This is a genomic window from Streptomyces sp. NBC_00637 (assembly GCF_045161545.1).
Classification (GTDB): domain Bacteria; phylum Actinomycetota; class Actinomycetes; order Streptomycetales; family Streptomycetaceae; genus Streptomyces.
In genome coordinates, this window is record NZ_CP109046.1 from 3,436,803 (window position 1) to 3,461,317 (window position 24,515).

Annotated in this window: 25 protein-coding genes and 4 tRNA genes; 7 read left to right on the plus strand and 22 right to left on the minus strand. The window is 69.3% G+C overall.

Annotation, left to right across the window (positions count from 1 at the left end):
- Window positions 1-54: 54 nt before the first annotated feature.
- The 10 genes from rpoB to OG440_RS14865 all read right to left on the minus strand — a co-directional run bounded on the left by rpoB (window position 55) and on the right by OG440_RS14865 (window position 10,271).
- On the minus strand, window positions 55-3,540 hold the full coding sequence (gene rpoB / locus OG440_RS14820) for a DNA-directed RNA polymerase subunit beta (RefSeq protein ID WP_406007302.1): 3,486 nt from the start codon (window positions 3,538-3,540) through the stop codon (window positions 55-57).
- Window positions 3,541-4,099: 559 nt separating this feature from the next.
- On the minus strand, window positions 4,100-4,480 hold the full coding sequence (gene rplL, locus OG440_RS14825) for a 50S ribosomal protein L7/L12 (RefSeq protein ID WP_406007303.1): 381 nt from the start codon (window positions 4,478-4,480) through the stop codon (window positions 4,100-4,102).
- A gap of 123 nt (window positions 4,481-4,603) precedes the next feature.
- Window positions 4,604-5,134, minus strand: a complete 531-nt coding sequence (gene rplJ, locus OG440_RS14830; RefSeq protein WP_351757641.1) for a 50S ribosomal protein L10 — start codon at window positions 5,132-5,134, stop codon at window positions 4,604-4,606.
- A gap of 305 nt (window positions 5,135-5,439) precedes the next feature.
- Window positions 5,440-6,261, minus strand: a complete 822-nt coding sequence (locus tag OG440_RS14835) for a hypothetical protein (RefSeq protein ID WP_406007304.1) — start codon at window positions 6,259-6,261, stop codon at window positions 5,440-5,442.
- A gap of 110 nt (window positions 6,262-6,371) precedes the next feature.
- Window positions 6,372-7,286 (minus strand): hypothetical protein, encoded by a 915-nt coding sequence (locus OG440_RS14840; RefSeq protein ID WP_406007305.1) that lies wholly within the window; start codon window positions 7,284-7,286, stop codon window positions 6,372-6,374.
- Window positions 7,287-7,432: 146 nt separating this feature from the next.
- The gene (rplA, locus tag OG440_RS14845) at window positions 7,433-8,158 is read right to left on the minus strand and encodes a 50S ribosomal protein L1 (protein ID WP_406007306.1); all 726 of its coding nucleotides are present in this window, start codon (window positions 8,156-8,158) and stop codon (window positions 7,433-7,435) included.
- Window positions 8,159-8,244: 86 nt separating this feature from the next.
- Complete coding sequence (gene rplK, locus OG440_RS14850; protein WP_020132675.1) at window positions 8,245-8,679, minus strand: 50S ribosomal protein L11; 435 nt, start codon at window positions 8,677-8,679, stop codon at window positions 8,245-8,247.
- Window positions 8,680-8,871: 192 nt separating this feature from the next.
- Window positions 8,872-9,717: a transcription termination/antitermination protein NusG gene (gene nusG, locus OG440_RS14855; RefSeq protein ID WP_406007307.1), complete on the minus strand. Its 846-nt coding sequence runs from the start codon at window positions 9,715-9,717 to the stop codon at window positions 8,872-8,874.
- A gap of 80 nt (window positions 9,718-9,797) precedes the next feature.
- Window positions 9,798-10,085, minus strand: coding sequence for a preprotein translocase subunit SecE (gene secE / locus OG440_RS14860; protein WP_406007308.1), 288 nt, complete (start codon window positions 10,083-10,085; stop codon window positions 9,798-9,800).
- Between the two features lie 113 nt (window positions 10,086-10,198).
- Window positions 10,199-10,271: transfer RNA gene (locus OG440_RS14865), tRNA-Trp, on the minus strand.
- Between the two features lie 215 nt (window positions 10,272-10,486).
- Between OG440_RS14865 and OG440_RS14870 the strand changes: the two genes are divergently transcribed.
- Both OG440_RS14870 and OG440_RS14875 read left to right on the plus strand, forming a co-directional pair.
- Window positions 10,487-11,713, plus strand: a complete 1,227-nt coding sequence (locus OG440_RS14870; RefSeq protein WP_406007309.1) for a pyridoxal phosphate-dependent aminotransferase — start codon at window positions 10,487-10,489, stop codon at window positions 11,711-11,713.
- A 152-nt stretch (window positions 11,714-11,865) separates the two neighbouring features.
- Entirely contained in the window at window positions 11,866-12,906 is a 1,041-nt protein-coding gene (locus tag OG440_RS14875) for an adenosine deaminase (protein WP_406007310.1), read from the plus strand.
- Window positions 12,907-12,949: 43 nt separating this feature from the next.
- Here the strand turns inward: OG440_RS14875 and OG440_RS14880 are convergent, their stop codons facing one another.
- From OG440_RS14880 to OG440_RS14915, 8 genes are all read right to left on the minus strand, one after another.
- Window positions 12,950-14,005 carry a UDP-N-acetylmuramate dehydrogenase gene (locus OG440_RS14880; RefSeq protein ID WP_406007311.1) on the minus strand — a complete coding sequence of 352 codons (1,056 nt, stop codon included), beginning with the start codon at window positions 14,003-14,005 and terminating at the stop codon, window positions 12,950-12,952.
- Between the two features lie 206 nt (window positions 14,006-14,211).
- Window positions 14,212-15,684, minus strand: coding sequence for a DHA2 family efflux MFS transporter permease subunit (locus OG440_RS14885; protein WP_406007312.1), 1,473 nt, complete (start codon window positions 15,682-15,684; stop codon window positions 14,212-14,214).
- 139 nt (window positions 15,685-15,823) lie between these two features.
- A complete protein-coding gene (locus OG440_RS14890) occupies window positions 15,824-16,393 on the minus strand; it encodes a TetR/AcrR family transcriptional regulator (protein ID WP_406007313.1) in 570 nt (189 codons plus the stop codon).
- Window positions 16,394-16,535: 142 nt separating this feature from the next.
- Entirely contained in the window at window positions 16,536-16,964 is a 429-nt protein-coding gene (locus tag OG440_RS14895) for a MaoC family dehydratase (RefSeq protein WP_406007314.1), read from the minus strand.
- Window positions 16,965-16,971: 7 nt separating this feature from the next.
- Complete coding sequence (locus OG440_RS14900; protein WP_406007315.1) at window positions 16,972-17,454, minus strand: MaoC family dehydratase N-terminal domain-containing protein; 483 nt, start codon at window positions 17,452-17,454, stop codon at window positions 16,972-16,974.
- A 146-nt stretch (window positions 17,455-17,600) separates the two neighbouring features.
- Window positions 17,601-17,765, minus strand: a complete 165-nt coding sequence (gene rpmG, locus OG440_RS14905) for a 50S ribosomal protein L33 (RefSeq protein ID WP_003948671.1) — start codon at window positions 17,763-17,765, stop codon at window positions 17,601-17,603.
- A gap of 88 nt (window positions 17,766-17,853) precedes the next feature.
- Window positions 17,854-17,926 (minus strand) — tRNA-Met (locus OG440_RS14910).
- Between the two features lie 46 nt (window positions 17,927-17,972).
- Window positions 17,973-18,045, minus strand: a tRNA-Thr gene (locus tag OG440_RS14915).
- Window positions 18,046-18,325: 280 nt separating this feature from the next.
- On the opposite strand from OG440_RS14915, the gene OG440_RS14920 reads away from it, so the two are divergent.
- Window positions 18,326-19,594 carry a hydrolase gene (locus OG440_RS14920; RefSeq protein WP_406007316.1) on the plus strand — a complete coding sequence of 423 codons (1,269 nt, stop codon included), beginning with the start codon at window positions 18,326-18,328 and terminating at the stop codon, window positions 19,592-19,594.
- 97 nt (window positions 19,595-19,691) lie between these two features.
- On the plus strand, window positions 19,692-20,348 hold the full coding sequence (locus tag OG440_RS14925; protein ID WP_406007317.1) for an SDR family oxidoreductase: 657 nt from the start codon (window positions 19,692-19,694) through the stop codon (window positions 20,346-20,348).
- A 25-nt stretch (window positions 20,349-20,373) separates the two neighbouring features.
- Here the strand turns inward: OG440_RS14925 and OG440_RS14930 are convergent, their stop codons facing one another.
- Window positions 20,374-20,595: a hypothetical protein gene (locus tag OG440_RS14930; RefSeq protein WP_406007318.1), complete on the minus strand. Its 222-nt coding sequence runs from the start codon at window positions 20,593-20,595 to the stop codon at window positions 20,374-20,376.
- Between the two features lie 98 nt (window positions 20,596-20,693).
- Here OG440_RS14930 and OG440_RS14935 point away from each other — a divergent pair, with 98 nt between their 5' ends.
- On the plus strand, window positions 20,694-21,005 hold the full coding sequence (locus tag OG440_RS14935) for a hypothetical protein (RefSeq protein WP_406007319.1): 312 nt from the start codon (window positions 20,694-20,696) through the stop codon (window positions 21,003-21,005).
- A gap of 123 nt (window positions 21,006-21,128) precedes the next feature.
- Here the strand turns inward: OG440_RS14935 and OG440_RS14940 are convergent.
- A tRNA-Tyr gene (locus tag OG440_RS14940) sits at window positions 21,129-21,210 on the minus strand.
- 225 nt (window positions 21,211-21,435) lie between these two features.
- Between OG440_RS14940 and OG440_RS14945 the strand changes: the two genes are divergently transcribed.
- A complete protein-coding gene (locus OG440_RS14945) occupies window positions 21,436-21,924 on the plus strand; it encodes a YajQ family cyclic di-GMP-binding protein (protein WP_406007320.1) in 489 nt (162 codons plus the stop codon).
- A gap of 121 nt (window positions 21,925-22,045) precedes the next feature.
- Here the strand turns inward: OG440_RS14945 and OG440_RS14950 are convergent, their stop codons facing one another.
- Window positions 22,046-22,312, minus strand: a complete 267-nt coding sequence (locus OG440_RS14950) for a GlsB/YeaQ/YmgE family stress response membrane protein (protein ID WP_020132690.1) — start codon at window positions 22,310-22,312, stop codon at window positions 22,046-22,048.
- A 186-nt stretch (window positions 22,313-22,498) separates the two neighbouring features.
- Here OG440_RS14950 and OG440_RS14955 point away from each other — a divergent pair, with 186 nt between their 5' ends.
- Window positions 22,499-23,752 carry an APC family permease gene (locus OG440_RS14955; protein WP_406007321.1) on the plus strand — a complete coding sequence of 418 codons (1,254 nt, stop codon included), beginning with the start codon at window positions 22,499-22,501 and terminating at the stop codon, window positions 23,750-23,752.
- 86 nt (window positions 23,753-23,838) lie between these two features.
- Here OG440_RS14955 and OG440_RS14960 read toward each other — a convergent pair whose 3' ends face one another.
- Window positions 23,839-24,411 carry an SMI1/KNR4 family protein gene (locus tag OG440_RS14960; protein ID WP_406007322.1) on the minus strand — a complete coding sequence of 191 codons (573 nt, stop codon included), beginning with the start codon at window positions 24,409-24,411 and terminating at the stop codon, window positions 23,839-23,841.
- Between the last annotated feature and the right edge of the window lie 104 nt (window positions 24,412-24,515).

Sequence of the window (24,515 nt, forward strand, 5' to 3'; positions counted from 1 at the left end):
ACGGGGGTCCTGGGGCCGGCAGGGCTCAACGTCGTGAGCCCTGCCGAACTCCCGTCAGACCTCTTCGACGCTGCTCGGCTCACGCCGGGACAGGTCGATGCCGAGCTCCTCCGCAGCGCGGAAGACATCCTCGTCGGTGTCACGCATCTCGATGGACATACCGTCACTGGACAGCACCTCCACGTTCAGGCAGAGAGACTGCATCTCCTTGATGAGCACCTTGAAGGACTCGGGGATGCCAGGCTCGGGGATGTTCTCGCCCTTGACGATGGCCTCGTAGACCTTCACGCGGCCGGTGACGTCGTCGGACTTGATCGTCAGCAGCTCCTGGAGGGCGTAAGCGGCGCCATAAGCCTCCAGCGCCCACACCTCCATCTCACCGAAGCGCTGACCGCCGAACTGCGCCTTACCGCCCAGCGGCTGCTGGGTGATCATCGAGTACGGTCCGGTCGAGCGGGCGTGCAGCTTGTCGTCGACCAGGTGGTGCAGCTTCAGGATGTACATGTAGCCGACCGAGATCGGCTCCGGGAACGGCTCACCGCTGCGGCCGTCGAACATCCTCGCCTTGCCGGTCGGGAGCACCATGCGCTCGCCGTCGCGGTTCGGGATGGTGTGGTTCAGCAGACCCGCGAGCTCGTCCTCACGCGCACCGTCGAAGACGGGGGTGGCGACGTTGGTGCCCGGGGAGACCTGGTCGGCGCCGATGAGCTGGAGGCGCTTCGCCCAGTCCTCGCCGAGACCGGAGACGTCCCAGCCGCGGCTGGCGAGCCAGCCGAGGTGGATCTCCAGCACCTGTCCCGGGTTCATTCGGGACGGCACACCCAGCGGGTTGAGGATGATGTCGACCGGGGTCCCGTCCTCGAGGAACGGCATGTCCTCGATGGGCAGGATCTTGGAGATGACACCCTTGTTGCCGTGGCGGCCGGCGAGCTTGTCACCGTCCGTGATCTTGCGCTTCTGCGCCACGTAGACGCGAACCAGCTGGTTCACGCCCGGCGGCAGCTCGTCGCCCTCTTCACGGTCGAAGACGCGGACGCCGATGACCTTGCCGATCTCGCCGTGCGGCACCTTCAGCGAGGTGTCACGGACCTCACGGGCCTTCTCACCGAAGATCGCGCGCAGCAGGCGCTCCTCCGGGGTCAGCTCGGTCTCGCCCTTGGGCGTGACCTTGCCGACGAGGATGTCACCGGCGACGACCTCGGCACCGATACGGATGATGCCGCGCTCGTCGAGGTCGGCGAGGACCTCCTCGGAGACGTTCGGGATGTCCCGGGTGATCTCCTCCGGGCCCAGCTTGGTGTCACGGGCGTCGACCTCGTGCTCCTCGATGTGGATCGAGGAGAGGACGTCGTCCTGCACGAGGCGCTGCGACAGGATGATCGCGTCCTCGTAGTTGTGACCCTCCCACGGCATGAACGCCACGAGCAGGTTCTTGCCCAGGGCCATCTCGCCGTTCTCGGTGGCCGGGCCGTCGGCGAGGACCTGACCGGTGATGATCCGGTCGCCCTCGTTGACGATGACCTTCTGGTTGACCGAGGTTCCCTGGTTGGACCGGGAGAACTTGGCCAGGCGGTACGTGATGTACGTGCCGTCGTCGTTGGTCGTGGTGATGTAGTCCGCGGAGACCTCCTGGACCACACCGTCCTTCTCGGCCTTGACCACGTCGCCGGCGTCGACGGCGGAGCGGTACTCCATGCCGGTGCCGACGAGCGGGGCCTCGCTCTTGATGAGCGGCACGGCCTGACGCATCATGTTCGCGCCCATGAGGGCACGGTTGGCGTCGTCGTGCTCGAGGAACGGGATCATGGCGGTCGCGACCGACACCATCTGGCGCGGCGAGACGTCCATGTAGTCCACGTCGTCACCGGGGACGTAGTCGACCTCGCCGCCACGGCGGCGGACCAGGACGCGGTTCTCGGTGAAGCGCAGGTCGTCGTCGAGCGTGGCGTTGGCCTGCGCGATGACGAACCGGTCCTCTTCGTCGGCCGTCAGGTAGTCGACCTCGTCGGTGACGACACCGTCGGTGACCCGGCGGTACGGCGTCTCCACGAAACCGAACGCGTTGACGCGGCCGTAGGAGGCGAGCGAGCCGATCAGACCGATGTTCGGGCCTTCGGGGGTCTCGATCGGGCACATGCGTCCGTAGTGGGACGGGTGCACGTCACGGACCTCGAAGCCGGCCCGCTCACGGGACAGACCACCCGGGCCGAGGGCGTTGAGACGACGCTTGTGCGTCAGACCCGACAGCGGGTTGTTCTGGTCCATGAACTGCGACAGCTGGCTGGTGCCGAAGAACTCCTTGATGGAGGCGACGACCGGCCGGATGTTGATCAGGGTCTGCGGCGTGATCGCCTCGACGTCCTGGGTCGTCATGCGCTCGCGCACGACGCGCTCCATACGAGCCAGACCCGTACGGACCTGGTTCTGGATGAGCTCGCCGACGCTGCGGATACGACGGTTGCCGAAGTGGTCGATGTCGTCGGTCTCGACCATGATCGAGCGACCGGACTCGCCGACCGTCTCGGTCTCCCCGGCGTGCAGCTTCACCAGGTACTTGATGGTCGCGATGACGTCCTCGACGGTCAGGACACCCGCGTTGAGCGGGGCCTCGCCACCGAGCTTCTTGTTGACCTTGTAGCGGCCGACCTTGGCCAGGTCGTAGCGCTTGGGGTTGAAGTAGAGGTTCTCGAGCAGCGTCTGCGCGGCCTCACGGGTCGGCGGCTCGCCCGGACGCAGCTTGCGGTAGATGTCCAGCAGCGCGTCGTCCTGGCCCTGGGTGTGGTCCTTCTCCAGGGTGGCGCGCATGGACTCGTACTCGCCGAACTCCTCGAGGATCTGCTCGGTGGTCCAGCCGAGAGCCTTCAGAAGGACGGTGACGGACTGCTTGCGCTTGCGGTCGATACGCACACCGACCATGTCGCGCTTGTCGATCTCCAGCTCCAGCCAGGCGCCCCGGGAGGGGATGACCTTCGCGGAGAAGATGTCCTTGTCGGACGTCTTGTCGATGGAGGAGTCGAAGTAGACACCCGGCGAACGGACCAGCTGCGACACCACGACACGCTCGGTGCCGTTGATGACGAAGGTGCCCTTGTTGGTCATGAGCGGGAAGTCGCCCATGAAGACCGTCTGGGACTTGATCTCGCCGGTCTCGTTGTTGGTGAACTCGGCCGTCACGAAGAGCGGGGCCGCGTACGTGAAGTCGCGGTCCTTGCACTCGTCGATGCTGTTCTTCGGAGGCTCGAAACGGTGGTCGCGGAACGTCAGCGACATCGACCCGGAGAAGTCCTCGATCGGAGAGATCTCCTCGAAGATCTCCTCCAGACCGGACTTGGTGGGGACGTCCTGACCGGACTCCAGGGCGGCCTCGACGCGACCCTTCCAGGCGTCGTTGCCGAGCAGCCAGTCAAAGCTCTCGGTTTGCAGCGCGAGAAGGTTCGGAACCTCGAGGGGCTCCCGGATCTTTGCAAAGGAGATGCGCAGCGGGGCAGTGCTGGCAGCGTTGTTCGTATTCGCGATCGAGGCGTTGCGCGAGGCGGCCAAGAGGGGGTCCTTCCGAGGGCTCGGACTCACTACGCGCGTACCGGCTCCTCATCCTGCGCACAGAGACAGAAATCCCAGGTGGGGGATTGTCTGGTCGTCCGACTCAAGTGAGGGCATGCCCCTGGTGACGGGCAGGGAACAGCTAACAGGCAGCGCAAAGGGTCAGTGTAGCCACTTGGCACACTGATGTCCAGTGCGGGTTTCTCGAGACCCTCGTAGTTCTCAACGCCCTCGGTCTGCTAGTCCTCAACGCACGGTGATACTGCCCTCTTCGCCGTCGATCCATGCCTCGGATTCGGATCCTTGTGACGACGCGTCCTGAGAATTGCGCGCTGCGTGCGGTTCGTCAAGGCCCCCCTGCGCGGACTCGGCCGCCCGGAGACACGATGAAGATCACCATACCCCCCGGTCAAGGGGGGTGTAAGGCAACCGTGGCCGCGCTTCCAGGAACGCCGAAGAGCGACCACCCAGATGGATGATCGCTCTTCGGTGCGTGAGCGTTACAGCCCCGGAGGGACTGATTCAGCCTTCGCGTCCGGTCGTCGCCGACCGGGAGGTGTTACTTGACCTCGACGGAGGCGCCGGCGCCCTTGAGGGACTCGGCAGCCTTCTCGGCGGCCTCCTTGGCGACCTTCTCGAGGACGGGCTTCGGAGCGCCGTCGACGAGGTCCTTGGCCTCCTTCAGGCCCAGGGACGTGAGCTCACGCACGACCTTGATGACCTGGATCTTCTTCTCGCCGGCACCCGTGAGGATGACGTCGAACTCGTCCTGCTCCTCGACGGCGTCGGCCGGGGCGCCCGGGGCGGCGGGGCCCGCAACGGCGACCGCGGCGGCGGCGGTGACGTCGAACTTGTCCTCGAACGCCTTCACGAACTCGGAGAGCTGGATGAGGGTCATACCCTCGAACTCGGCGAGCAGTTCGTCCTGGGTGAGAGCCATGACGGCTTTCCTTCCACTAATTCGGCTGGTGCCGATGTACATGTCTGGCGGGCGTACGATCGGCCCGCTGCGACCACTGCCTGCGACGTGCTGTCTCAGGCGGCGGTCATTGCGCGAGCCGAGTTACTCGGCACCGCCCTGCTCGGCCTGCTTGGCACGAAGGGCGTCCACGGTGCGGACGAGCTTCGAGGGAAGCGCCTGGAAGAGCTGAGCAGCCTGAGTCTGCTTACCCTTGAAGGCACCCGCCAGCTTGCTGAGCAGAACCTCGCGGGACTCGAGGTCCGCGAGCTTCTTGATCTCGTCGGCGGACAGCGCCTTGCCGTCAAGGACACCGCCCTTGATGACGAGGTTCGGGTTGTCCTTGGCGAAGTCACGAAGACCCTTCGCCGACTCCACCGGGTCACCGGTGATGAAGGCGACCGCCGTCGGACCGTTGAACAGGTCGTCGAGCGTCGTGATCCCGGCCTCGTTGGCCGCAATCTTGGTCAGCGTGTTCTTCACCACGGCGTACTGGGCGTTCTCACCGAGCGAACGACGCAGCGTCTTGAGCTGCGCCACGGTGAGACCCCGGTACTCGGTCAGCACGGCAGCGTTCGAGCTGCGGAACGCGTCCGTCAGCTCGGCTACCGCGGCAGCCTTGTCGGGCCTTGCCATAGAGCGTCGGCCTCCTTCCGGGTGATGAGGACCGCTCAGAAGGGGCTGGGACAACGAAACGCCCCGGCGCAGGCGCACGGGGCGTTGCTCGACCGAAAGAATTCCTTGAGAGGATTTCCGTCCGGGAGCGTATCCACTGACACCTGCGCGGGTCGTCCGCATTGCAGCGGATCCTTCGGCCACCGCCCTCTCTGTCGAGAGCACGGCAACGACCAGCGGTCTTTGGCTTCTGGAGGAGCGTACGTGAACGGGGCACCGTCAAGCAAATCCGCCCGTACGGGGCTGGTGCCAGGGCCGTACGGCCGTCACTCCCGGGCCTTCTTCAGCTCCTCGGCCATGTCCAGCGTGTCCGAGGCGGGCGGCGCCTGCACGGTGACGGGCTTGCCGAAGTCGAGGAACGTGAAGGTGAGGTCGAGCTCGCCGTGCCGCCCGATGCCCTGCACCCGCAGCTGCCGCGTCCGGTCCTCGGCGTCGGCCCACAGGTCCAGGGTGAGTTCGTCCACACCCAGCTTCTCGTACTGGGCGAGGCTCTTCTCGGTCCGCTGCCGGACGCTCTTGTCGTCGCCCCGGTAGGCGTCGCGGATGTCGTCGAGGGTCGCCGTACCCGTGTAGTGGGTGGTGCGGACGCCGTCGACGGTCTCGGAGCCGGCCTTCTTCAGGTCGTCGGCCGCGGCGAGGAAACCGCACTCGTGGGACGGGTTGTCCCGGACCCGGTCCACCATCGTGCCGGTGTCGACCTTGATCCCGCCGGGGGTGTCGGAGCTGCCCGGCGCCCCGAACCGGATCCAGTGCTTGCCGCCCTCGCCGGCTTCGTCGGAGCCCACGTACAGGACCCCGCCGACCAGCCGGAACTCACCCGTGCCCTTGTCGGGCCCGCCGAGCACGGTCGACTTCAGACTCATGGCCGGCGGCTCGGTGCCGATCGCCGCCTCGGCCCGGACACGGCCCTCCTCCGGCGTCCGGCCGGTCATGCGATAGCGCAGGGACACGGACCGCTCCGCCTTCGCCGCGGCCCGCTCGACGGCGGCCGCGGCGCCCGAGTCACCCCCGCTCTCGGCGCCACCCGCCGCCGCACACCCGGCGACGAGCAGCGCCGACAGCCCGAGGGCACCCACGGAAGACCTCATCCCACTTCCCCCAGAACTACATACAGCGAACACACGGTCGATTCACAGCAAGACCGTGAACGTATCCCAGAGGGTCGGAAGAGGTCCCGTGGTTTTCGAGCGCCGTGGTGCTACGAACCTGCCCCCGCCCCCTGCTGCTTCACCAGCTCCGAGAAGTCCGCGGTGTCGCTCGCCGGAGGCACCTCGGCCGAGACCTCGGTGCCGTAGTCGGTGTAGTAGGCGGTCTGGCTGTAGGCGCCGGCCGTGGTCTCGCCCTTCTCCACCTTCTTGACGAGCAGATCCCGGTCGTCGACCCAGATGTCGACCGTCTCGGTGGTGACGCCGGCCTGCTCCAGCGTCTTCCGCAGCTCGTCGAGCTGGCTCTGGCTGAGGCTGGAGTTCTTCTCGGCCAGGTCCGCCACCTCGACCGTCCCCGAGTAGTGCGTGGTCCGCTGGCCGCGCACCTTCTCCTCGCCGACCTCCCGCACGTCCCCGGAGGCCAGCAGCAGCTTCACCGACTGGTTCGGGGTGGTGTTCTGCATCTGGTCCTTCAGATAGGCGCCGGAGCTGCCGCCGAGGCTCTCCAGGTCGTCGTACGCGTATCTGATCCAGTGCCTGCCGCCGGCCTGCTCCGCGAAGCTGTCGCCCATCCTGGCGTAGTAGGCGTCGGGCAGATAGCGGGCCTCCATCGACGTGGTGCCCATCTGGCGCATGGTGTCGGCCATGGTGCCGCCGGTGTACGTGATGGTGAGCGTGCCGGTGAGGCCGTCCCCCCAGCCGAGAGCGCCGTCGGCCGTCATGGACATCACCGAGCCCATGGTCGTGGTCGACTCGACCTTCGCGGAGTCCGCGCCGTCGGTCGACTTCTCGGCGGTGCGCAGGGCCGCCACGGGGCTGAGCCGGGGACTGCCCTCCCCGCCCTTCCCGGAGCTGCCGGAGCTGTCCGAGTCACCGGAGCCGCCGGAGCCGCCGCAGGCCGTCACCCCCGTCAGCAGTACCGCCGCGACGATCGAGAGGCCCGCGCGACGCAAGGTCGTGCACTTCATTCGTCCCACCCCCATGGATACCTGTCACCGAACGCTAACGCACAGCACTGACAGTCGTACGAAAAAGAGACGTACGGCAAAAGGGACGAGCCCCGCACCTCGAAAGGTTGCGGGGCTCGTCACCGACTGAGGGTGAGCTGTGAGGCTCAGACCGCGGCCGGGTCCTCCTCGACGAGGAGGTTGCGGGTGCGGTTCGGGTCCACCAGGATGCCGGGGCCGATCGTGGAGCTGATCGCGGCCTTCTTGATGTAACGACCCTTGGCGGCGGACGGCTTCAGACGGAGGATCTCCTCCAGGGCCGCGCCGTAGTTCTCCACCAGCTTGGTGTCGTCGAAGGACACCTTGCCGATGATGAAGTGCAGGTTCGAGTGCTTGTCGACGCGGAACTCGATCTTGCCGCCCTTGATCTCCGTGACGGCCTTGGCCACGTCGGGGGTGACCGTGCCGGTCTTCGGGTTCGGCATCAGACCACGCGGACCGAGCACGCGGCCGAGGCGGCCGACCTTGCCCATGAGGTCCGGGGTGGCGACGACGGCGTCGAAGTCCAGACGGCCCTTCGCGACCTCGTCGATCAGTTCGTCGGAGCCGACGATGTCGGCGCCCGCGGCCTCCGCGGCCGCAGCACGGTCACCGGTCGCGAAGACCAGGACCCGGGCGGTCTTGCCGGTGCCGTGCGGCAGGTTCACGGTGCCACGGACCATCTGGTCGGCCTTGCGCGGGTCTACACCCAGGCGGAAGGCGACCTCGACGGTGCCGTCGTACTTGCTCGTGGAGGTCTCCTTGGCGAGACGGACGGCCTCGAGCGGGGCGTAGAGCTTATCCCGGTCGACCTTGGCGTCCGCAGCGCGGAGGGACTTGCTGCGCTTGCTCACTACTGCTCCTGATGTGTTCTGAGGAGTCGTGGTACGGGCCGAGCAGGCCCTGCCACGGTGCTACGAGGGTGCTACGGGGCTGGGGATCAGCCCTCGACCGTGATGCCCATGGAACGGGCGGTGCCGGCGATGATCTTCGACGCGGCGTCCAGGTCGTTGGCGTTCAGGTCGGGAAGCTTGGTCGTGGCGATCTCACGGACCTGCGCCTCGGTGATCTTGGCGACCTTGGTCTTGTGCGGCTCGCCCGAGCCCTTCTCGACACCAGCGGCCTTGAGGATCATCTTCGCGGCCGGCGGCGTCTTGGTGATGAAGGTGAAGGAGCGGTCCTCGTAGACCGTGATCTCCACCGGGATCACCCAGCCACGCTGCGACTCGGTCGCGGCGTTGTAGGCCTTGCAGAACTCCATGATGTTGACGCCGTGCTGGCCGAGCGCGGGGCCGACCGGCGGGGCGGGGTTAGCCGCACCAGCGTTGATCTGGAGCTTGATGAGCCCCGTGACCTTCTTCTTCTTGGGAGGCATTCCGGGTCCTCTTTCGTTTTCGCCTTCCTACGTCCGAGTCGCCCCGGACGGCTGCCCCATCCGTGGTCAAGATCCGGATGGAGGCATACCGCACAACGATAACGGGTATCCGTGCGCGGCCAAAAACCGAGCAGGTCAGACAGGCTACGAGAGTCTGTCTGACCTGATCGGAGGCTTGTGCTCCAGAGGAGGCTAGTTCTTCTGGATCTGGTCGAAGCTCAGCTCGACCGGGGTCTCGCGGCCGAAGATCTCGACGAGGCCCTTGACCTTCTTCGAGTCGGCGTTGATCTCGTTGATCGTGGCCTGCAGCGTGGCGAACGGGCCGTCGGTGACGGTGACCGAGTCGCCCACCTCGAAGTCCAGCACCTGGACCTCGACCTTGCGGGACGGAGCCGGCTTGCCCTCGGCCTCGGCGGCCTCACGGGCGGCCTTCTCCTCGGCCTCCGGGGCGAGCATCTTGACGATCTCGTCCAGGGTCAGCGGGTACGGGTCGTACGCGTTGCCCACGAAGCCGGTGACGCCGGGGGTGTTGCGGACGACGCCCCAGGACTCGTTCGTCAGGTCCATGCGCACCAGCACGTAGCCGGGGAGCTTGTTCTGACGAATGGTCTTGCGGTCGCCGTTCTTGATCTGGACGACCTCTTCCTGCGGCACCTCGGCCGCGAAGATGTAGTCCTCGACGTTCAGCGAGACGGCGCGCTGCTCCAGGTTGGTCTTCACGCGGTTCTCGTAGCCGGCGTACGTGTGGATGACGTACCACTCGCCGGGGAGGGTGCGCAGCTCCTCGCGCAGGGCGACAACGGGGTCGACGGGCTCGGCCGGCTCTTCTTCCTCGGCCTCGTCGACGACGTCCTCGGCCTCGACGTCCTCGTCGGCTTCCTCGCCCTCGACGTGGAGTGCGGCTTCCTCCGCGGGTTCGCCCGCTTCGGCCTCGGCAGCCTCGAACTCGTCCACCTCGTCAGCGCCCTCGACGATGTCGAGCTCGTCGTCCACGGACTCGTCCGGCTCGATGGCGTCGTTCAGGTTCTGGTCAGACACGGTGGCTGCTTCTTCCTGGATACATAGGGGTGGAACATGCGAAAGGGGCGCCGGATACCTCGGCGCCCTTCGCTCTAGGCTCAGCCAAAGACGTACTTGGCGGCGTGGCTGAGTCCATAGTCAATCACGGTCACCAGGCCGATCATGATGACGACGAAGACAATCACCACGGTCGTGTACGTCGTCAGCTGACTCCGCGTGGGCCATACGACCTTGCGGAGTTCTGCGACGATCTGCCGATAGAAGAGCGCGAGACGCTTCAGCGGGCCCTTCTTGGCGCGCTTACCGCCCTTGCGGGTCTTCTTCTGCGCCTCAGGCATTTCGTCCTGGGCATCAGGCGTGTCGATGGAGCCCACGGCATCCGCCATTCGTCCTCACCTGTTCCCGGGTCGTGGCCGTGCCGCGCCCGGTCTGAGCCGCACGGCGATGCATTGCTGTACGTACATGCGCTGCGCACACATCCTGGTGACGGAGTGTGTAGCAGGGCCGGAGGGACTTGAACCCCCAACCGCTGGTTTTGGAGACCAGTGCTCTACCAATTGAGCTACGACCCTTTGTGTGTTCCCCAACGTACCGCATCCGCCCGGGTGCTCGGTGTGCACCTGTTGTGGCGCGGCTGTCGAAGGCCAACGACGTGTGAGTGTACGTGGTCTTGAGCGCCTCGTCGAACGTAATGGGGCCTTGATCGGAATCACTCTGATGTTCAGTCGGCTGACCAGTCCGTGAAACCCGTGTGCCGGGCTGGTTTCCGGTCTGAAACCATGGGGCCATGAGCGCTGCAACCCCTCCCACCGAGCGCCGGGTCTCCGCCCGCGTCGGCGCGATCTCCGAGTCCGCCACCCTTGCCGTGGACGCCAAGGCCAAGGCCCTGAAGGCCGCCGGGCGTCCGGTGATCGGCTTCGGCGCGGGTGAGCCCGACTTCCCGACCCCGGACTACGTAGTCGAGGCGGCCGTCGAGGCCTGCAAGAACCCGAAGTACCACCGCTACACGCCGGCCGGTGGTCTCCCCGAGCTGAAGGCCGCGATCGCCGCGAAGACGCTGCGTGACTCGGGCTACGAGGTGGACGCCTCGCAGATCCTGGTCACCAACGGCGGCAAGCAGGCGATCTACAACGCCTTCGCCGCGATCCTCGACCCGGGCGACGAGGTCATCGTCCCGGCTCCCTACTGGACGACCTACCCCGAGTCCATCCGGTTGGCGGGCGGTGTCCCGGTGGAGGTCGTGGCCGACGAGACGACCGGCTACCGGGTCTCGGTCGAGCAGTTGGAGGCGGCCCGCACGGAGAACACGAAGGTCGTGCTCTTCGTCTCCCCGTCCAACCCGACCGGCGCGGTCTACGACGCCGAGGACGCCGAGGCGATCGGCCGCTGGGCCGTCGAGCACGGCCTGTGGGTCATGACGGACGAGATCTACGAGCACCTCGTCTACGGCGACGCGAAGTTCACCTCGCTGCCGGGGATCCTGCCCGAGCTGCGCGACAAGTGCATCGTGGTCAACGGCGTCGCGAAGACGTACGCGATGACCGGCTGGCGGGTGGGCTGGATCATCGGCCCGAAGGACGTCGTCAAGGCCGCCACGAACCTCCAGTCGCACGCCACCTCGAACGTCTCCAACGTGGCGCAGATCGCCGCGCTGGCCGCCGTCTCCGGCGACCTGTCGGCCGTCGAGAAGATGCGCGAGGCCTTCGACCGGCGCCGCAAGACGATCGTGCGGATGCTGAACGAGATCGACGGCGTCCTCTGCCCGGAGCCCGAGGGCGCGTTCTACGCGTACCCCTCCGTGAAGGCGCTGCTCGGCAAGGAGATCCGCGGCAAGCGTCCGCAGGACTCCGTCGAGCTGGCCGCGCTGATCCTGGAGGAGGCCGAGGTCGCGGTGGTCCCGGGTGAGGCCTTCGGCACCCCGGGCTATCTGCGTCTGTCGTACGCGCTGGGCGACGAGGACCTCGTCGAGGGCGTGAGCCGCATCCAGAAGCTGCTGGCGGAGGCCAGGGACTGACGTCCGCGTCCTCACGCGCGCGTGCGGGCCGTCTTCCTCGGGGAAGGCGGCCCGCTTCTTCGTGTCCGCACTCCTTCGCGCCTGAGTGCGAGCAAGACCACGATCGGGGAAAGCGCTACCGGGACGACCGGAACGTGCGGCAGGATCCTGGAATGGAGCGTGTACGTGATGTCTCTGAGCTGCCGAAAGCCCATCTGCACCTGCACTTCACCGGGTCGATGCGGGCCACCACCGTGCTGGAACTGGCCGACAAGTACGGCGTGCACCTGCCGGAGGCGCTGACCGAGGCGCTGACCAGCGGGGAACCGCCGAAGCTGCGGGCCACGGACGAGCGGGGCTGGTTCCGCTTCCAGCGCCTGTACGACGCGGCGCGGTCGTGCCTGCGGGAGCCGGAGGACATCCAGCGGCTCGTGCGGGAGGCCGCCGAGGAGGACCTGAGGGACGGCTCGGGCTGGCTGGAGATCCAGGTGGACCCGACCTCGTACGCGCCCCGGCTGGGCGGGCTGATCCCGGCGCTGGAGATCATCCTGGACGCCGTGGAGACGGCCTCCCGCGACACCGGGCTCGGCATGCGGGTACTGGTCGCGGCGAACCGGATGAAGCACCCGCTGGACGCCCGCACCCTGGCCCGGCTGGCCGTGCGGTACGCGGACCGCGGCGTCGTCGGTTTCGGACTGTCGAACGACGAACGCCGGGGCATGGCGAGGGACTTCGACCGGGCCTTCGCGATCGCGCGGGAGGGCGGGCTGTTGTCCGCACCGCACGGCGGCGAGCTCACCGGCCCCTCGTCCGTCCGCGACTGCCTGGACGACCTGGACGCGAACCGGCTGGGGCACGGAGTGCGGGCGGCCGAGGATCCGCGACTGCTGAAGAAGCTCGCCGACCGGGGCGTGACCTGCGAGGTGTGCCCGGCGTCGAACGTGGCACTGGGCGTGTACGAGAAGCCGGAGGACGTTCCGCTGCGGACGCTCTTCGAGGCCGGGGTGCCGATGGCCCTGGGCGCCGACGACCCGCTGCTGTTCGGCTCCCGCCTCGCGGCCCAGTACGAGATCGCCCGCCGTCACCACGCCTTCACGGACGAGGAGTTGGCGGAACTGGCCCGGCAGTCGGTACGGGGCTCGGCGGCACCGGAGGACGTCAGGGCGAAGCTGCTGGCGGGCGTGGACGACTGGCTGGGGCCGGGGCCGGCCTAGCGAACCGGGCGGCGGCAGGAGAGGCGTGGGGCGGCGAGGGCCGCTAGAGCCCGGCGCCCACCATCACCGGCTCGTTGACCAGGGTGACCCCGAAGGCCTCGCGTACCCCGGCCACGACCTCGCGGGCCAGCGCCAGCAGGTCCTCCGTGGTGGCCTCCCCGCGATTGGTGAGGGCGAGGGTGTGCTTGGTGGAGATACGGGCGGGCCCGCTGCCGTACCCCTTGGTGAAACCCGCCTTGTCGATCAGCCAGGCCGCGGAGGTCTTGGTGTGTCCGGCCCCCGCCGGGTAGGCGGGCGGCTCCGCGCCGTCGCCCAGCCGCTCCCGCACGCGCGCGTGGAACGCGGCGAAGTCGGCGTCGGTGAGGATCGGGTTGGTGAAGAAGGAGCCGGCCGACCAGGTGTCGTGGTCCTCGGGGTCGAGAACCATGCCCTTCCCGGCGCGCAGCTTCAGCACGGTCTCGCGGGCCTCGGCGAGCGGCACCCGGTCGCCGGGTCCGACGCCCAGCGCGCGTGCCGTCTCGGCGTACTTCAGGGGCGCCGACAGCCCGTCGGCGTCCTCGAGTTCGAACCGGACGCGCAGGACGACGTACCGCTCGGGGTCGGCCTTGAAGCGGCTGTGCCGGTAGGAGAAGGCGCACTCCTCGTTGGTGAGCGTGGTCGTCTCGCCGGCCCGGCGGTCGTAGGCGATCACCTCGGTGATCGTCGTGGAGACCTCCTGGCCGTACGCCCCGACGTTCTGGATCGGGGTCGCGCCCGCCGAGCCGGGGATGCCGGCCAGGCACTCGACGCCCGCCAGCCCGGCCTCCACGGTGCGCGCGACGGCGTCGGTCCAGATCTCGCCCGCGGCCAGCTCCAGTTTCGTCCCGACGAGTTCGCAGCCGCGCGTGGCGATCCGCAGGGCGGTGCCCTCGAAGCCCTTGTCGCCGATGACGAGGTTCGAGCCCCCGCCGACGATCAGCAGCGGCGTACCTTCGGCGTCGGCCTCGCGCACGGCGGCGATCACCTCGGCGTCGGTCGTCGCGGTCACCAGCCTGGTGGCGGGACCGCCCAGCCGGAAGGTGGTCAGCGGGGCGAGCGGGGCATCGTGGAGTTCCAGCACGCGCCCAGCCTACGAGACACCACCGACAGCCCCGCCCTCCCCGGTGCCGCCGGCCCGTTCCGCCCGCCTCTCCCCCGGCGCACCGGCTCACGGCACGCGCGCGTACGGCCCCGCCGGGGTGGGCGGGGCCGTACGCGCGCGTGCCGGGTGTCTACGGGTCGGTGTCTGCGTGTCGGGTGATCCCGGCACCTGATGTGCCGCGTGTCTCAGCGGACGGCGGACTCCAGCGCGGGCGCCGCCTCGGGGTCCGACGTGGATCCGGCCCCGAGGTCCGCAGGAGCGTCCGTCGCCGCGAGGGCCGCTTGCCGTCGGGTCGGTATCACCAGGGCGGCGATCCCGGCGAGGGCCACCACCGCCGCGCCCGTGACCAGCGCGGGCCGCAGTCCGTCGACGAAGGTCTGGCCGGACTCGTAGCCGCCCTGCGCCGAGAAGATCGACGCCATGATCGCGATGCCGAGGGCCCCGCCGACCTCCCGCAGCGCGTTGTTGGCGCCGGAGGCGATGCCCTGTTCCTGCGGTCGGACGCTGGACATCACCAGGCTGGAGGCCGGGGCGAAGAACAGCGCCATTCCGATACCGCTGATGATCAGACCGGGCAGCTGGACGGCGTAGGAGGCGTCGACGGTCGCCACGGCGGCCATCCAGCCGAGGCCGGCGGCCTGGAAGAAGAGCCCGGTGGCGACGACCGGCCGGCCGCCGACGCGGTCGGAGAGGATGCCGGCGATCGGCGCGACGAGCATCGGCATACCGGTCCACGGCAGCATCCTGAGGCCCGCCTCCGTGGGCGAGTAGCCGAGGACACCCTGCATGTACTGGCTGAGCAGGAAGATCGAGCCGAACATCCCGAGGAACATGAGCAGGCTCGCGGCGTTGATCCCGGCGAAGGCGCGGGACCGGAAGAGGCGCATCGGCAGCATGGGGTTCTTGGCCCGCAGCCCGTGCAGGACGAACCCGACGAGCAGGACGGCGCCGGCGAACAGGCCGGTGAGCACGAGGGGGCTGGTCCAGCCGTCGGCCGGTCCGCGCACCAGGCCGTAGACGAGCCCGAAGAGGCCGCCGCTGGCGAGCAGGGTGCCGGGGAAGTCGAGCGGGGCGCCGGTGCCGTGGGACTCGGCGAGGCGGAACCGGGCGAGCGGCAGCAGCGCGAGGCCCAGCGGAACGTTCAGCCAGAAGATCCAGTGCCAGGACACGTGTTCGGTGAGGCTGCCGCCGATGAGCGGTCCGGAGGCGACCGCGAGTCCGTTGACCGCGCCCCAGATGCCGTAGGCCATTCCGCGCTTGGCGGCCGGCACGGCGGCCGTGAGCAGGGTGAGCGTCAGCGGCATCATGACGGCCGCGCCGACGCCCTGGACCGCGCGGGCGGCGATGAGGGAGCCGATGCCGGGTGCCATGGCGGCAGCGGCGGAGGCGGCGGTGAAGACGGTGAGCCCGACGAGGAACATCCGCCGACGGCCGAACCGGTCGCCGAGCGCCGCGCCGAACATGAGCAGCACGGCGAAGGTGAGCGTGTAGGCGCTCACGGTCCACTCGAGGTCGCCCAGGCCGCCGCCGAGATCCTTGCGGATGGACGGCAGGGCGGTGGTGACGACGAGGTTGTCGAGCGCCGCCATGAAGCCGGCGACGCTGGTGATGACGAGGGCCCAGACGGTCCCCCCGCGACGTGCTGTCTGCTGTGACATCGCTCCCCCAGCGGGTGATCTGACGTTGATTAGTTATTGATGACTAACTTTTGCGCCCATAAGACGGCCACCACATCGCGTCCGCCACAGGCGCCCACCGAAGGCATTCATCGGAGGCGACGTCGAGCCGCCCCACGCGCTACTTCTCCAGCCGGCCCTTGGCCCGGGCCGACGGATACAGCCCTTCCCAGACCCGGTCCTCGGGCGGAAACCCCATGGCCACCAGGCAGTTGATGAGCATGCCGTACGCCATGAAGGTCGTCGTCTCTTTCAGGTCCGCGCCGAGGGGCACATGAACGGTGTCCCACAGCCGCATCCACCCGGCGCGCACGGCCTCGCCGAACGCGTGGTCACCCTCCGCCTCCGCGGCCGCCGCGGCGACATACGTCTGCATCTGCATCATCAGCCGTTCGGGCTGTTCCGCGATGACCTTGGTGTACGCGTTGGCCATGGCGTGCAGGGCTTCTTCACCCTCCAGCCCCTCGGCGGCATCCCCGAACGTGCGGACGGTGTCGTCCATACAGCGCTGGGCGGCCGCGAGGAAGATCGCTTTCTTGCCGGGGAAGAGCCGGAAGAGATACGGCTGCGAGACACCCACCCGCTTGGCGATCGCCTCGGTGGAGGTGCCGTGATAGCCGCCCCGGGCGAACTCGCTCGTCGCCGCCCGGATGACGCTCTCGCGCCTCTCTTCTGCGCTCATCCTGACCATGCGATTAAGTTAGTACTCAATCACTAACTTCGTCAAGGCCACCTGTCGAGGCCACCAAGACGCCGTCCCGGCCCGTCGACGCGTAAGGGGCGCCTCTCCCTGGAGGGCGCCCCTTACCTCGCACTTCGCCTGCCGTCGCGGCTCAGGCCAGTCGTACGACCGCCCGGGACATCCCGAGGACCTTCAGGCCGCCGCTGGTCACGGTCAGGTCGACCCGCACGGTGTGGTCGTCGAGCTTGGCGCCCACCTTGCCGGTGACCTCGATCACGGCACCCTGGTCGTCGTTCGGGACGACGACGGGCTTGGTGAAGCGGACGCCGTAGTCGACGACCGCGCCCGGGTCGCCGGTCCAGTCGGTGACGACGCGGATCGCCTCGGCCATGGTGAACATGCCGTGCGCGATGACGTCCGGCAGGCCCACCTCCTTGGCGAACTTCTCGTTCCAGTGGATGGGGTTGAAGTCCCCGGAGGCACCCGCGTACTGCACGAGCGCGGCGCGGTTCACGGGGAAGGACCGGGCCGGCAGTTCGGTGCCGACCTCGACGTCGTCGTAAGCGATCTTCGCCGTCATCGGTTCCTCACGCCTTCCCGTCCGTGGCGTCCACGGATTCCGTCGGCTCCGCCGCGCGGGCGACGAGCTTGGTCCACGCGGTCACCACGTGCTCGCCGCTCTCGTCGTGGACCTCGCCGCGGATGTCCAGGATGTCGTTGCCGGCCATGGACTTGACCGCCTCGATGGTCGAGGTGACCGTGAGCCGGTCACCGGCCCGCACCGGGCGCCGGTAGGCGAACTTCTGGTCGCCGTGCACCACCCGGCTGTAGTCGAGGCCCAGCTGCGGGTCCTGCACGACCTGTCCCGCCGCCTTGAAGGTGATGGAGAACACGAAGGTCGGCGGCGCGATCACATCGGCGTAACCGAGCGCCTTGGCGGCCTCCGGGTCGGTGTACGCCGGGTTCGCGTCGCCCACGGCCTCGGCGAACTCGCGGATCTTCTCCCGACCGACCTCATAGGGATCGGTGGGCGGGTAGGTCCGCCCGACGAAGGACTGGTCGAGCGCCATGGCCTCGGCACCTCCTGTTGCTCTGCTGCTTGTCGCCACTCTGCGTTGCTCTGCTGCTCGGCGTCGCTCTACTGATCGGTACAGGTCGTTCAACGACACGAGGCCGCCCCCGATCACTCGGGGACGGCCTCGCATACGAGCCTGATTTATCGCGTTTCGCGGTGCGCGGTGTGCGCGTTGCAACGCGGGCAGTGCTTCTTCATCTCCAGTCGGTCCGGGTTGTTACGCCGGTTCTTCTTGGTGATGTAGTTCCGCTCCTTGCACTCCACGCAGGCCAGCGTGATCTTCGGGCGGACGTCGGTGGCAGCCACAGGAGTGCTCCTTGACGAACGGATGGGACATATAACGCATGAAAGAGTAGCCGATCGAAGGACCGACCCCACAATCGGCTACCGTCAGTAGCGGTGACCGGACTTGAACCGGTGACACAGCGATTATGAGCCGCTTGCTCTACCGACTGAGCTACACCGCTTTGATGGGATCAGGTCCCGCCTTGCGACGGGAACCTCACCCACCAGAGCCCCAATACGGAATCGAACCGTAGACCTTCTCCTTACCATGGAGACGCTCTACCGACTGAGCTATTGGGGCGAGCGATGAAGACATTACACGGTCCGCAGCCGTTCACCCAAATCCGTTTCGCGAGGCCTTCCGGGGCCGTCCGGGGCCCCGATTTCCCGAGGTCCCAGCGGTCTCCCGAGCCCCTCCCGCACGCCGGACCACACCGGTACGACTATTGCGCTCCTCCCCGCCGGCGCCGAAACGCCGTCCTAGGCTCGTCTCACTCTGCGTGATCTTGCATCCCCGCGACCGCGCGTCACCCGCGTCACCCGCGTCCCCGCGCGGTCCCGAGCCGAGCCCCTGGAGCGCGATGCCCGACAGCCAGCCGCAGCCGCCCCCTTGGCCGTCGTCCACGTCCGGCACCTCGGGAGGTGCGCAGGACCCGGCCGCCCTCCTGCTGTGCGGGGCGCGTCTGACCGACGGCCGGACCGTGGACGTACGGCTGGGCCGCGGGCGCATCGAGGCGGTCGGCACGGCGGGCAGCCTGACGACCGGCCCCGGCCGCGGCGGCACACGCATGGACCTCGGCGGCTACCTCCTGCTCCCCGCCCCCGCCGAGCCGCACGCGCACGCCGACACCGCGCTCACGGCCGACACCGACGGCCCGGTCTCGTACGCCCCCGAGGACGTCCAGCGGCGCGCCACCGAGGCCGCGCTGCTGCAACTGGGACACGGCGCGACGGCACTGCGCGCGCATGTGCACGTGGGCGACGTCCAGGGCCTCGGCGCGCTGGCCGCCGTGCTGCAGGCCCGGCGTGCACTGCGCGGGCTCGCCGAGCTGACCGCGGTGGCGATGCCCCGGGTGCTGACCGGGGCGGCCGGGGCGGACGGGCTCGCGATGCTGCGGGACGCGGTGAAGATGGGTGCCTCGGTGGTGGGCGGCTGCCCGGACCTCGACCCCGATCCGACGGGCTACGTGGAGACCGTCCTGGAGGTCGCCTCCGAGCACGGCTGCCCCGTCGACCTGCATACGGACGCCGCCGACCCGGCCCGCCTCGCCCGCCTCGCCGCGATGGCCGGCGGCCTGCGGCCCGGCGTCACCCTGAGCCCCTGCGGCGGCCTCGACGGGCTCCCGGTCGAGGCGGCCACCCGCACCGCCGACCAACTCGCCGCCGCCGGCGTGACGGTGGTCTGCCTCCCCCAGGGCGGCTGCGGCACCGTCGTGCACCGGGAGACGGCGCCCGTACGGCTGTTGCGCGCGGCCGGGGTGCGGATCGCGGCGGGCAGCGGGGCGTTGCGGGACGTCTCCAACCCGGTCGGCCGCGGCGACCCCCTGGAGGCGGCCTACCTGCTCGCCTCCCGGCACGGCCTGCGCGCCGAGGACGCCTACGACGCCGTGAGCACGTCCGCGCGGGCCGCGCTGGGCCTCCCCGAGGTCCGCGTGGAGGCGGGCTTCCCGGCCGACCTCCTGGCCCTCCGCGGCGACCGGCTGGCGGGCGCCCTGTCGCTGGCGTACAGCAGGATCGTGATCCACCAGGGCCGTGTGGTGGCCCGCACGAGCGCGGTCCGCGAGTACCGCAGCTCCACCGCCGCCCCGGAGTGGGGCCTGCCGAGGCAGGGACGGGGAGAACTGTCGTAGGACGGCAAGGGCGGGACCGGGAGTTGGGCCACACCGGGCCGGGCTGCCGGGTGAAGTCGTACGGCGAACGCGGGTGTCCGGGCGTACGGTCGGAAGCATGCGCATTGTCATCGCTGGTGGTCATGGTCAGATCGCGCTGCGGCTGGAGCGCCTGCTCGCCGCGCGCGGGGACGAGGTCGCGGGGATCATCCGCAAGGCGGAGCAGGGGGACGACCTACGGGCGGCCGGCGCCGAACCGGTCGTCCTGGACCTGGAGTCGGCGTCCGTCGAGGAGGTCGCGGAACGGCTGCGCGGCGCCGACGCGGCGGTGTTCGCGGCGGGTGCGGGACCGGGCAGCGAAGTGGGCCGCAAGGACACCGTGGACAAGGGCGCGGCGGTCCTGTTCGCGGACGCGGCGGTCCGCGCGGGCGTACGGCGTCTCGTGGTCGTGTCGTCCATGGGCGCCGACCCCGACCACCGGGGCGACGAGGTCTTCGACGTCTACCTGCGCGCCAAGGGCGAGGCGGACGCCCACGTGCGGGGCCTGGACTCCCTCGACTGGACGATCCTGCGCCCGGGGGCTCTGACGGACGACGCCGGCACCGGTCTGGTCCGCCTGGAGGCCCGTACGGGCCGCGGGCCCGTCCCACGCGACGACGTGGCCGCCGTGCTCGCCGAGCTGCTCGACACCTCGGCCACGTCCGGCCTCACCCTGGAGCTGATCAGCGGCTCCGCGCCGGTCCCCGTGGCGGTGAAGGCGGTGGCGGGGAACTGACGGCGGCAGCGCGCCGCGAGACGCGTCAGAACAGGGGCAGCTGCCCCGGGAACTCCGGGACCACATAACCGTCCAACGACGGCTGGGCCGCGCCCAGTTGTGCCGTGCTGCGCGAGCCGGGGCAGGAGACGAGATCCCCGGTCTCGCGCGCGCCCGGCGGATCGTGCCGGGCGAACCGTCCGGCGACGACCGCGATCTCGCGACGGCATACGGGACAGGTGCGGCGACGGCTGGACGCGCTGGACATGTGATCAGTCTGCCCCAGTGGGCCACGCGGGTACCCCACGGCGGGACGCGCCCCGCTCGCCGCGCGGAACCGCGGTCACCTCCCTAGCATCCGTACACGTGGCACATACCTTCGAGGAACTCGTGGAGAAGCAACGCGCGGCCGACGAGGCACACGCGAGGGTCGAGGCGCTGCGGGACACGTACGGCGCTCCCACGGCCACCCCCTGGCCGGAGATCCAGACCGACACCTACGAAACCGCCTGGCGCGCCTGGCGCGACCTCGCCCGCGACGTACAGGCGGCGGTGACCGAATACGCCAAGGACGAGAACAGACCACGCAACGACATCGAGGCAGAGGTGAAAAGAGCGGCGAAGTCCCCCTCGCCGGAACCATCAGAGGCTCCGGACGACACCCCCGAAGGGCAGTGAAGCGCGCCGACGCCCAGGCTTCCGGGACCGGTGGACAGGGAGGCGAGCCAGGTTTTCCGCCGCACACGAAGAAACCCCTCCGCTCTGCGTTTCCGCAGTTCGGAGGGGTTCCCTCTCTCAGCGTGGCGGCGCCAGGGTTCGAACCTGGGTAGGCTGAGCCGGCAGATTTACAGTCTGCTCCCTTTGGCCGCTCGGGCACACCGCCGGGTTTACTGCCCGTTCGAACCGCCTTTCGGCGGTGCTCCCTGGCAACGACGTAAACGATACCCGATGCCCAGGGGTGCTTCGCCACCTGATTCCTCGCCGCCCGGAGGGAGCGGGGTGACTAGGCTTGTGCGGATGCGGCCCGGGATCACGCCGGGCTCGGCGGTCGCCCCCACGCACGCCGATACGCACCCGACACGCACCCCGATACAAGGAGCCACAGGACATGGCCGACTCCAGTTTCGACATTGTCTCGAAGGTCGAGCGGCAGGAGGTCGACAACGCCCTCAACCAGGCCGGCAAGGAGATCTCGCAGCGCTACGACTTCAAGGGCGTCGGCGCCTCGATCTCCTGGTCCGGTGAAAAGATCCTGATGGAGGCGAACTCCGAGGACCGGGTGAACGCCGTCCTCGACGTCTTCCAGTCCAAGCTGATCAAGCGCGGGATCTCCCTCAAGGCGCTGGACGCGGGCGAGCCCCAGCTCTCCGGCAAGGAGTACAAGCTCTTCGCCGAGATCAAGGAGGGCATCTCCCAGGAGAACGCGAAGAAGGTCGCGAAGCTCATCCGCGACGAGGGCCCCAAGGGCGTGAAGGCCCAGGTTCAGGGCGAGGAACTGCGGGTCAGCTCCAAGAGCCGCGACGACCTGCAGACCGTCATCAACCTGCTCAAGGGCCAGGACTTCGACTTCGCTCTTCAGTTCGTGAACTACCGGTAGTCGGCCGGACGGCTGCGAGCCGGAACAGCTACGGGCCGACAGGTACGGGCCGGACGGCTATGGGCAAGGGTGGGCACCCGGCGGGTGCCCACCCTTCTCGTCCGCGCGGCCGCTGTGACGCTCAGTCGCGCGAGTTGCCGAACAGCAGGCGATAGACGATCAGCAGCACCAGCGAACCGCCGATCGCCGCGGCCCAGGTCGCGCCGTCGTAGAAGTCCTTGGTGATGGGGTGGTCCAGCCAGCGGGCCGATATCCAGCCGCCGATGAACGCGCCCGCGACGCCGATGAGGGTCGTGCCGATGAAGCCGCCCGGGTCGCGGCCCGGCAGCAGGACCTTGGCGATGACTCCGGCCAACAACCCCAGGATGATCCAGCTGATGATGCTCATGCCCTGAACCTGCCCTTCCGTGCTGTGCCCGCGCTGTCCGGACACTGTGATGTCGCTCGCTCCGGACGGGCTGTGCTCGTTTCCGCCCCGCCCCGCGTCCCGCGTCGCACCCGGGTTCGGGTCGTGTCGATGAGGACGACGTCAGCACGGCACACGGCGGTTCCGTCGATCAGTAGGGTGCGGCCCATGACACAGCCCGGATCGCGCGCCGAACTGCGGCGGACACTCGGCCTCGGCGACGCCGTGGTCATCGGGCTCGGCTCGATGATCGGTGCCGGCGTCTTCGCGGCGCTCGCCCCCGCCGCGCAGGCCGCGGGCTCCGGGCTGCTGTTCGGGCTCGCGCTCGCCGCGCTGGTCGCCTACTGCAACGCCATGTCGTCGGCGCGGCTCGCCGCCCTGTATCCGGCCTCCGGCGGCACGTACGTGTACGGACGGGAGCGGCTCGGCGCGTTCTGGGGGTATCTGGCGGGCTGGTCGTTCGTGGTCGGGAAGACGGCCTCCTGTGCGGCGATGGCTCTGACGGTCGGGGCGTACGTGTGGCCGGGGCAGGCGCACGCGGTGGCGGTCGCGGCCGTGGTGGCGCTGACCGCGGTGAACTACGGCGGCGTCCACAAGTCGGCCTGGCTGACGCGGGTGATCGTGGCGGTGGTCCTGGCGGTCCTCGCCTGCGTGGTGGTCGTGTGCCTGGGGTCCGGCGCGTCCGGCGAAGGGCGGCTGGACGTCGGGATCTCCGGCGGGCCGGGTGGGGTGCTGACCGCCGCCGGCCTGCTGTTCTTCGCCTTCGCCGGGTACGCCCGCATCGCGACCCTCGGCGAGGAGGTGCGGGACCCGGCACGCACCATTCCCCGTGCGATCCCCGTGGCCCTGGGCATCGCCCTGGTCGTGTACGCGTGTGTGGCGGTCGCCGTCCTTTCCGTGCTGGGGTCGGGTGGCCTCGGGCGGGCGACGGCCCCGTTGGCCGACGCGGTGCGGGCGGCGGGGGCTCCCGGGCTGGTGCCGGTGGTACGGATCGGGGCCGCCGTGGCGGCACTGGGCTCCCTTCTCGCTCTCATCCTGGGCGTCTCACGCACGACGCTGGCCATGGCCCGGGACCGGCATCTGCCCGGCGCCCTGGCCGCCGTACATCCGCGCTTCCAGGTGCCGCACCGGGCCGAGCTCGCGGTGGGCGCTGTGGTGGCGGTCCTGGCCGCCACGGTGGACGTCCGGGGCGCGATCGGGTTCTCCTCCTTCGGTGTGCTGACGTACTACGCGGTGGCCAACGCGGCGGCCTGGACGCTCGACGCGGCCCCGGTGAAGCGGGTGCTGCCCGTGGTGGGGCTCCTGGGCTGTGTGGTCCTCGCGTTCGCGCTGCCGAGGACCTCGGTGGTCGTGGGGGCGGGGGTGCTGGCGGTGGGTGCGCTCGCTTACGCGGTACGGCGGCGCCGGACGGGAGCGCGGTAGCCGCACGCCGCACTGCGGCGACGGCAGGTGTAAGGCGGGAGGCGTGCGGGTGGGTGCCCGGGCGACGGGTGCGCGACGGCAGGCCGCTACGGCGTGGTCGCCCCGGTCGCCGCCGTGCGTATGCGGAACTCGGTCCACGGGGTCAGTTCCGGGTCGGCGCCCAGGGTCCCGTACCAGCCCGTGCCGTCGAGCCAGGCGTGCAGCCATGCCGTGAGACTCGGGGCATCGACGAACCAGGCGTGGTCGGGGTCTCCGGGGTTCGGTTCGAAGAGCAGGACCGTCGCCTGCGGGGAGCGGCAGTCCACGCACGCGTACATCGCGCAGCCCCAGTGGGATATCGGCAGGACGCCCTCGGGCCAGGGCCATTCGGGGTCCTCGCGGGCGTCTTCACGATGAGTGAGGTACTGGGTGACGGCGGCGGGTTCACCGGCCGGAGTGCTGTCGAGCAGGGGCAGCAGGCCGTACTCCGGGCCGAATCCGCCGTCCCCCGTACGCAGGTAGAGCTCGGCGAGCAGGGGCGGCAGACGGAAGCCGAGGGCGGCCTCGGCCCGGGCCACGGTGGCCGCGTCCACGGGGTCGGGGAGGGTGGGCCAACCCCAGGGGCGGTCGGTGGCCGCCTTGGCCGCCACCCTCGCCCACAACTGCTCGTTCTCGGTCATGTGTTCATGATGCAAGCCGCCACTGACAACCGGGCCGACCTGTGGACAACCCGCCGCCTGTGGACAACCGGCGGACGGCGGGCTGCCGTCGAGCGGTGGCCCGC

Coding starts and splice junctions, on each gene's coding strand:
- rplL (WP_406007303.1), bottom strand. CDS start 4,480: ATGGCTCTCACCCAGGACGAACTGCTCGCCGAGTTCGAGGGTATGACC.
- rplJ (WP_351757641.1), bottom strand. CDS start 5,134: ATGGCAAGGCCCGACAAGGCTGCCGCGGTAGCCGAGCTGACGGACGCG.
- OG440_RS14835 (WP_406007304.1), bottom strand. CDS start 6,261: ATGAGGTCTTCCGTGGGTGCCCTCGGGCTGTCGGCGCTGCTCGTCGCC.
- OG440_RS14840 (WP_406007305.1), bottom strand. CDS start 7,286: ATGAAGTGCACGACCTTGCGTCGCGCGGGCCTCTCGATCGTCGCGGCG.
- rplK (WP_020132675.1), bottom strand. CDS start 8,679: ATGCCTCCCAAGAAGAAGAAGGTCACGGGGCTCATCAAGCTCCAGATC.
- secE (WP_406007308.1), bottom strand. CDS start 10,085: ATGGCGGATGCCGTGGGCTCCATCGACACGCCTGATGCCCAGGACGAA.
- OG440_RS14870 (WP_406007309.1), top strand. CDS start 10,487: ATGAGCGCTGCAACCCCTCCCACCGAGCGCCGGGTCTCCGCCCGCGTC.
- OG440_RS14875 (WP_406007310.1), top strand. CDS start 11,866: ATGGAGCGTGTACGTGATGTCTCTGAGCTGCCGAAAGCCCATCTGCAC.
- OG440_RS14885 (WP_406007312.1), bottom strand. CDS start 15,684: ATGTCACAGCAGACAGCACGTCGCGGGGGGACCGTCTGGGCCCTCGTC.
- OG440_RS14890 (WP_406007313.1), bottom strand. CDS start 16,393: ATGGTCAGGATGAGCGCAGAAGAGAGGCGCGAGAGCGTCATCCGGGCG.
- OG440_RS14895 (WP_406007314.1), bottom strand. CDS start 16,964: ATGACGGCGAAGATCGCTTACGACGACGTCGAGGTCGGCACCGAACTG.
- OG440_RS14900 (WP_406007315.1), bottom strand. CDS start 17,454: ATGGCGCTCGACCAGTCCTTCGTCGGGCGGACCTACCCGCCCACCGAT.
- OG440_RS14920 (WP_406007316.1), top strand. CDS start 18,326: ATGCCCGACAGCCAGCCGCAGCCGCCCCCTTGGCCGTCGTCCACGTCC.
- OG440_RS14925 (WP_406007317.1), top strand. CDS start 19,692: ATGCGCATTGTCATCGCTGGTGGTCATGGTCAGATCGCGCTGCGGCTG.
- OG440_RS14930 (WP_406007318.1), bottom strand. CDS start 20,595: ATGTCCAGCGCGTCCAGCCGTCGCCGCACCTGTCCCGTATGCCGTCGC.
- OG440_RS14945 (WP_406007320.1), top strand. CDS start 21,436: ATGGCCGACTCCAGTTTCGACATTGTCTCGAAGGTCGAGCGGCAGGAG.
- OG440_RS14950 (WP_020132690.1), bottom strand. CDS start 22,312: ATGAGCATCATCAGCTGGATCATCCTGGGGTTGTTGGCCGGAGTCATC.
- OG440_RS14955 (WP_406007321.1), top strand. CDS start 22,499: ATGACACAGCCCGGATCGCGCGCCGAACTGCGGCGGACACTCGGCCTC.
- OG440_RS14960 (WP_406007322.1), bottom strand. CDS start 24,411: ATGACCGAGAACGAGCAGTTGTGGGCGAGGGTGGCGGCCAAGGCGGCC.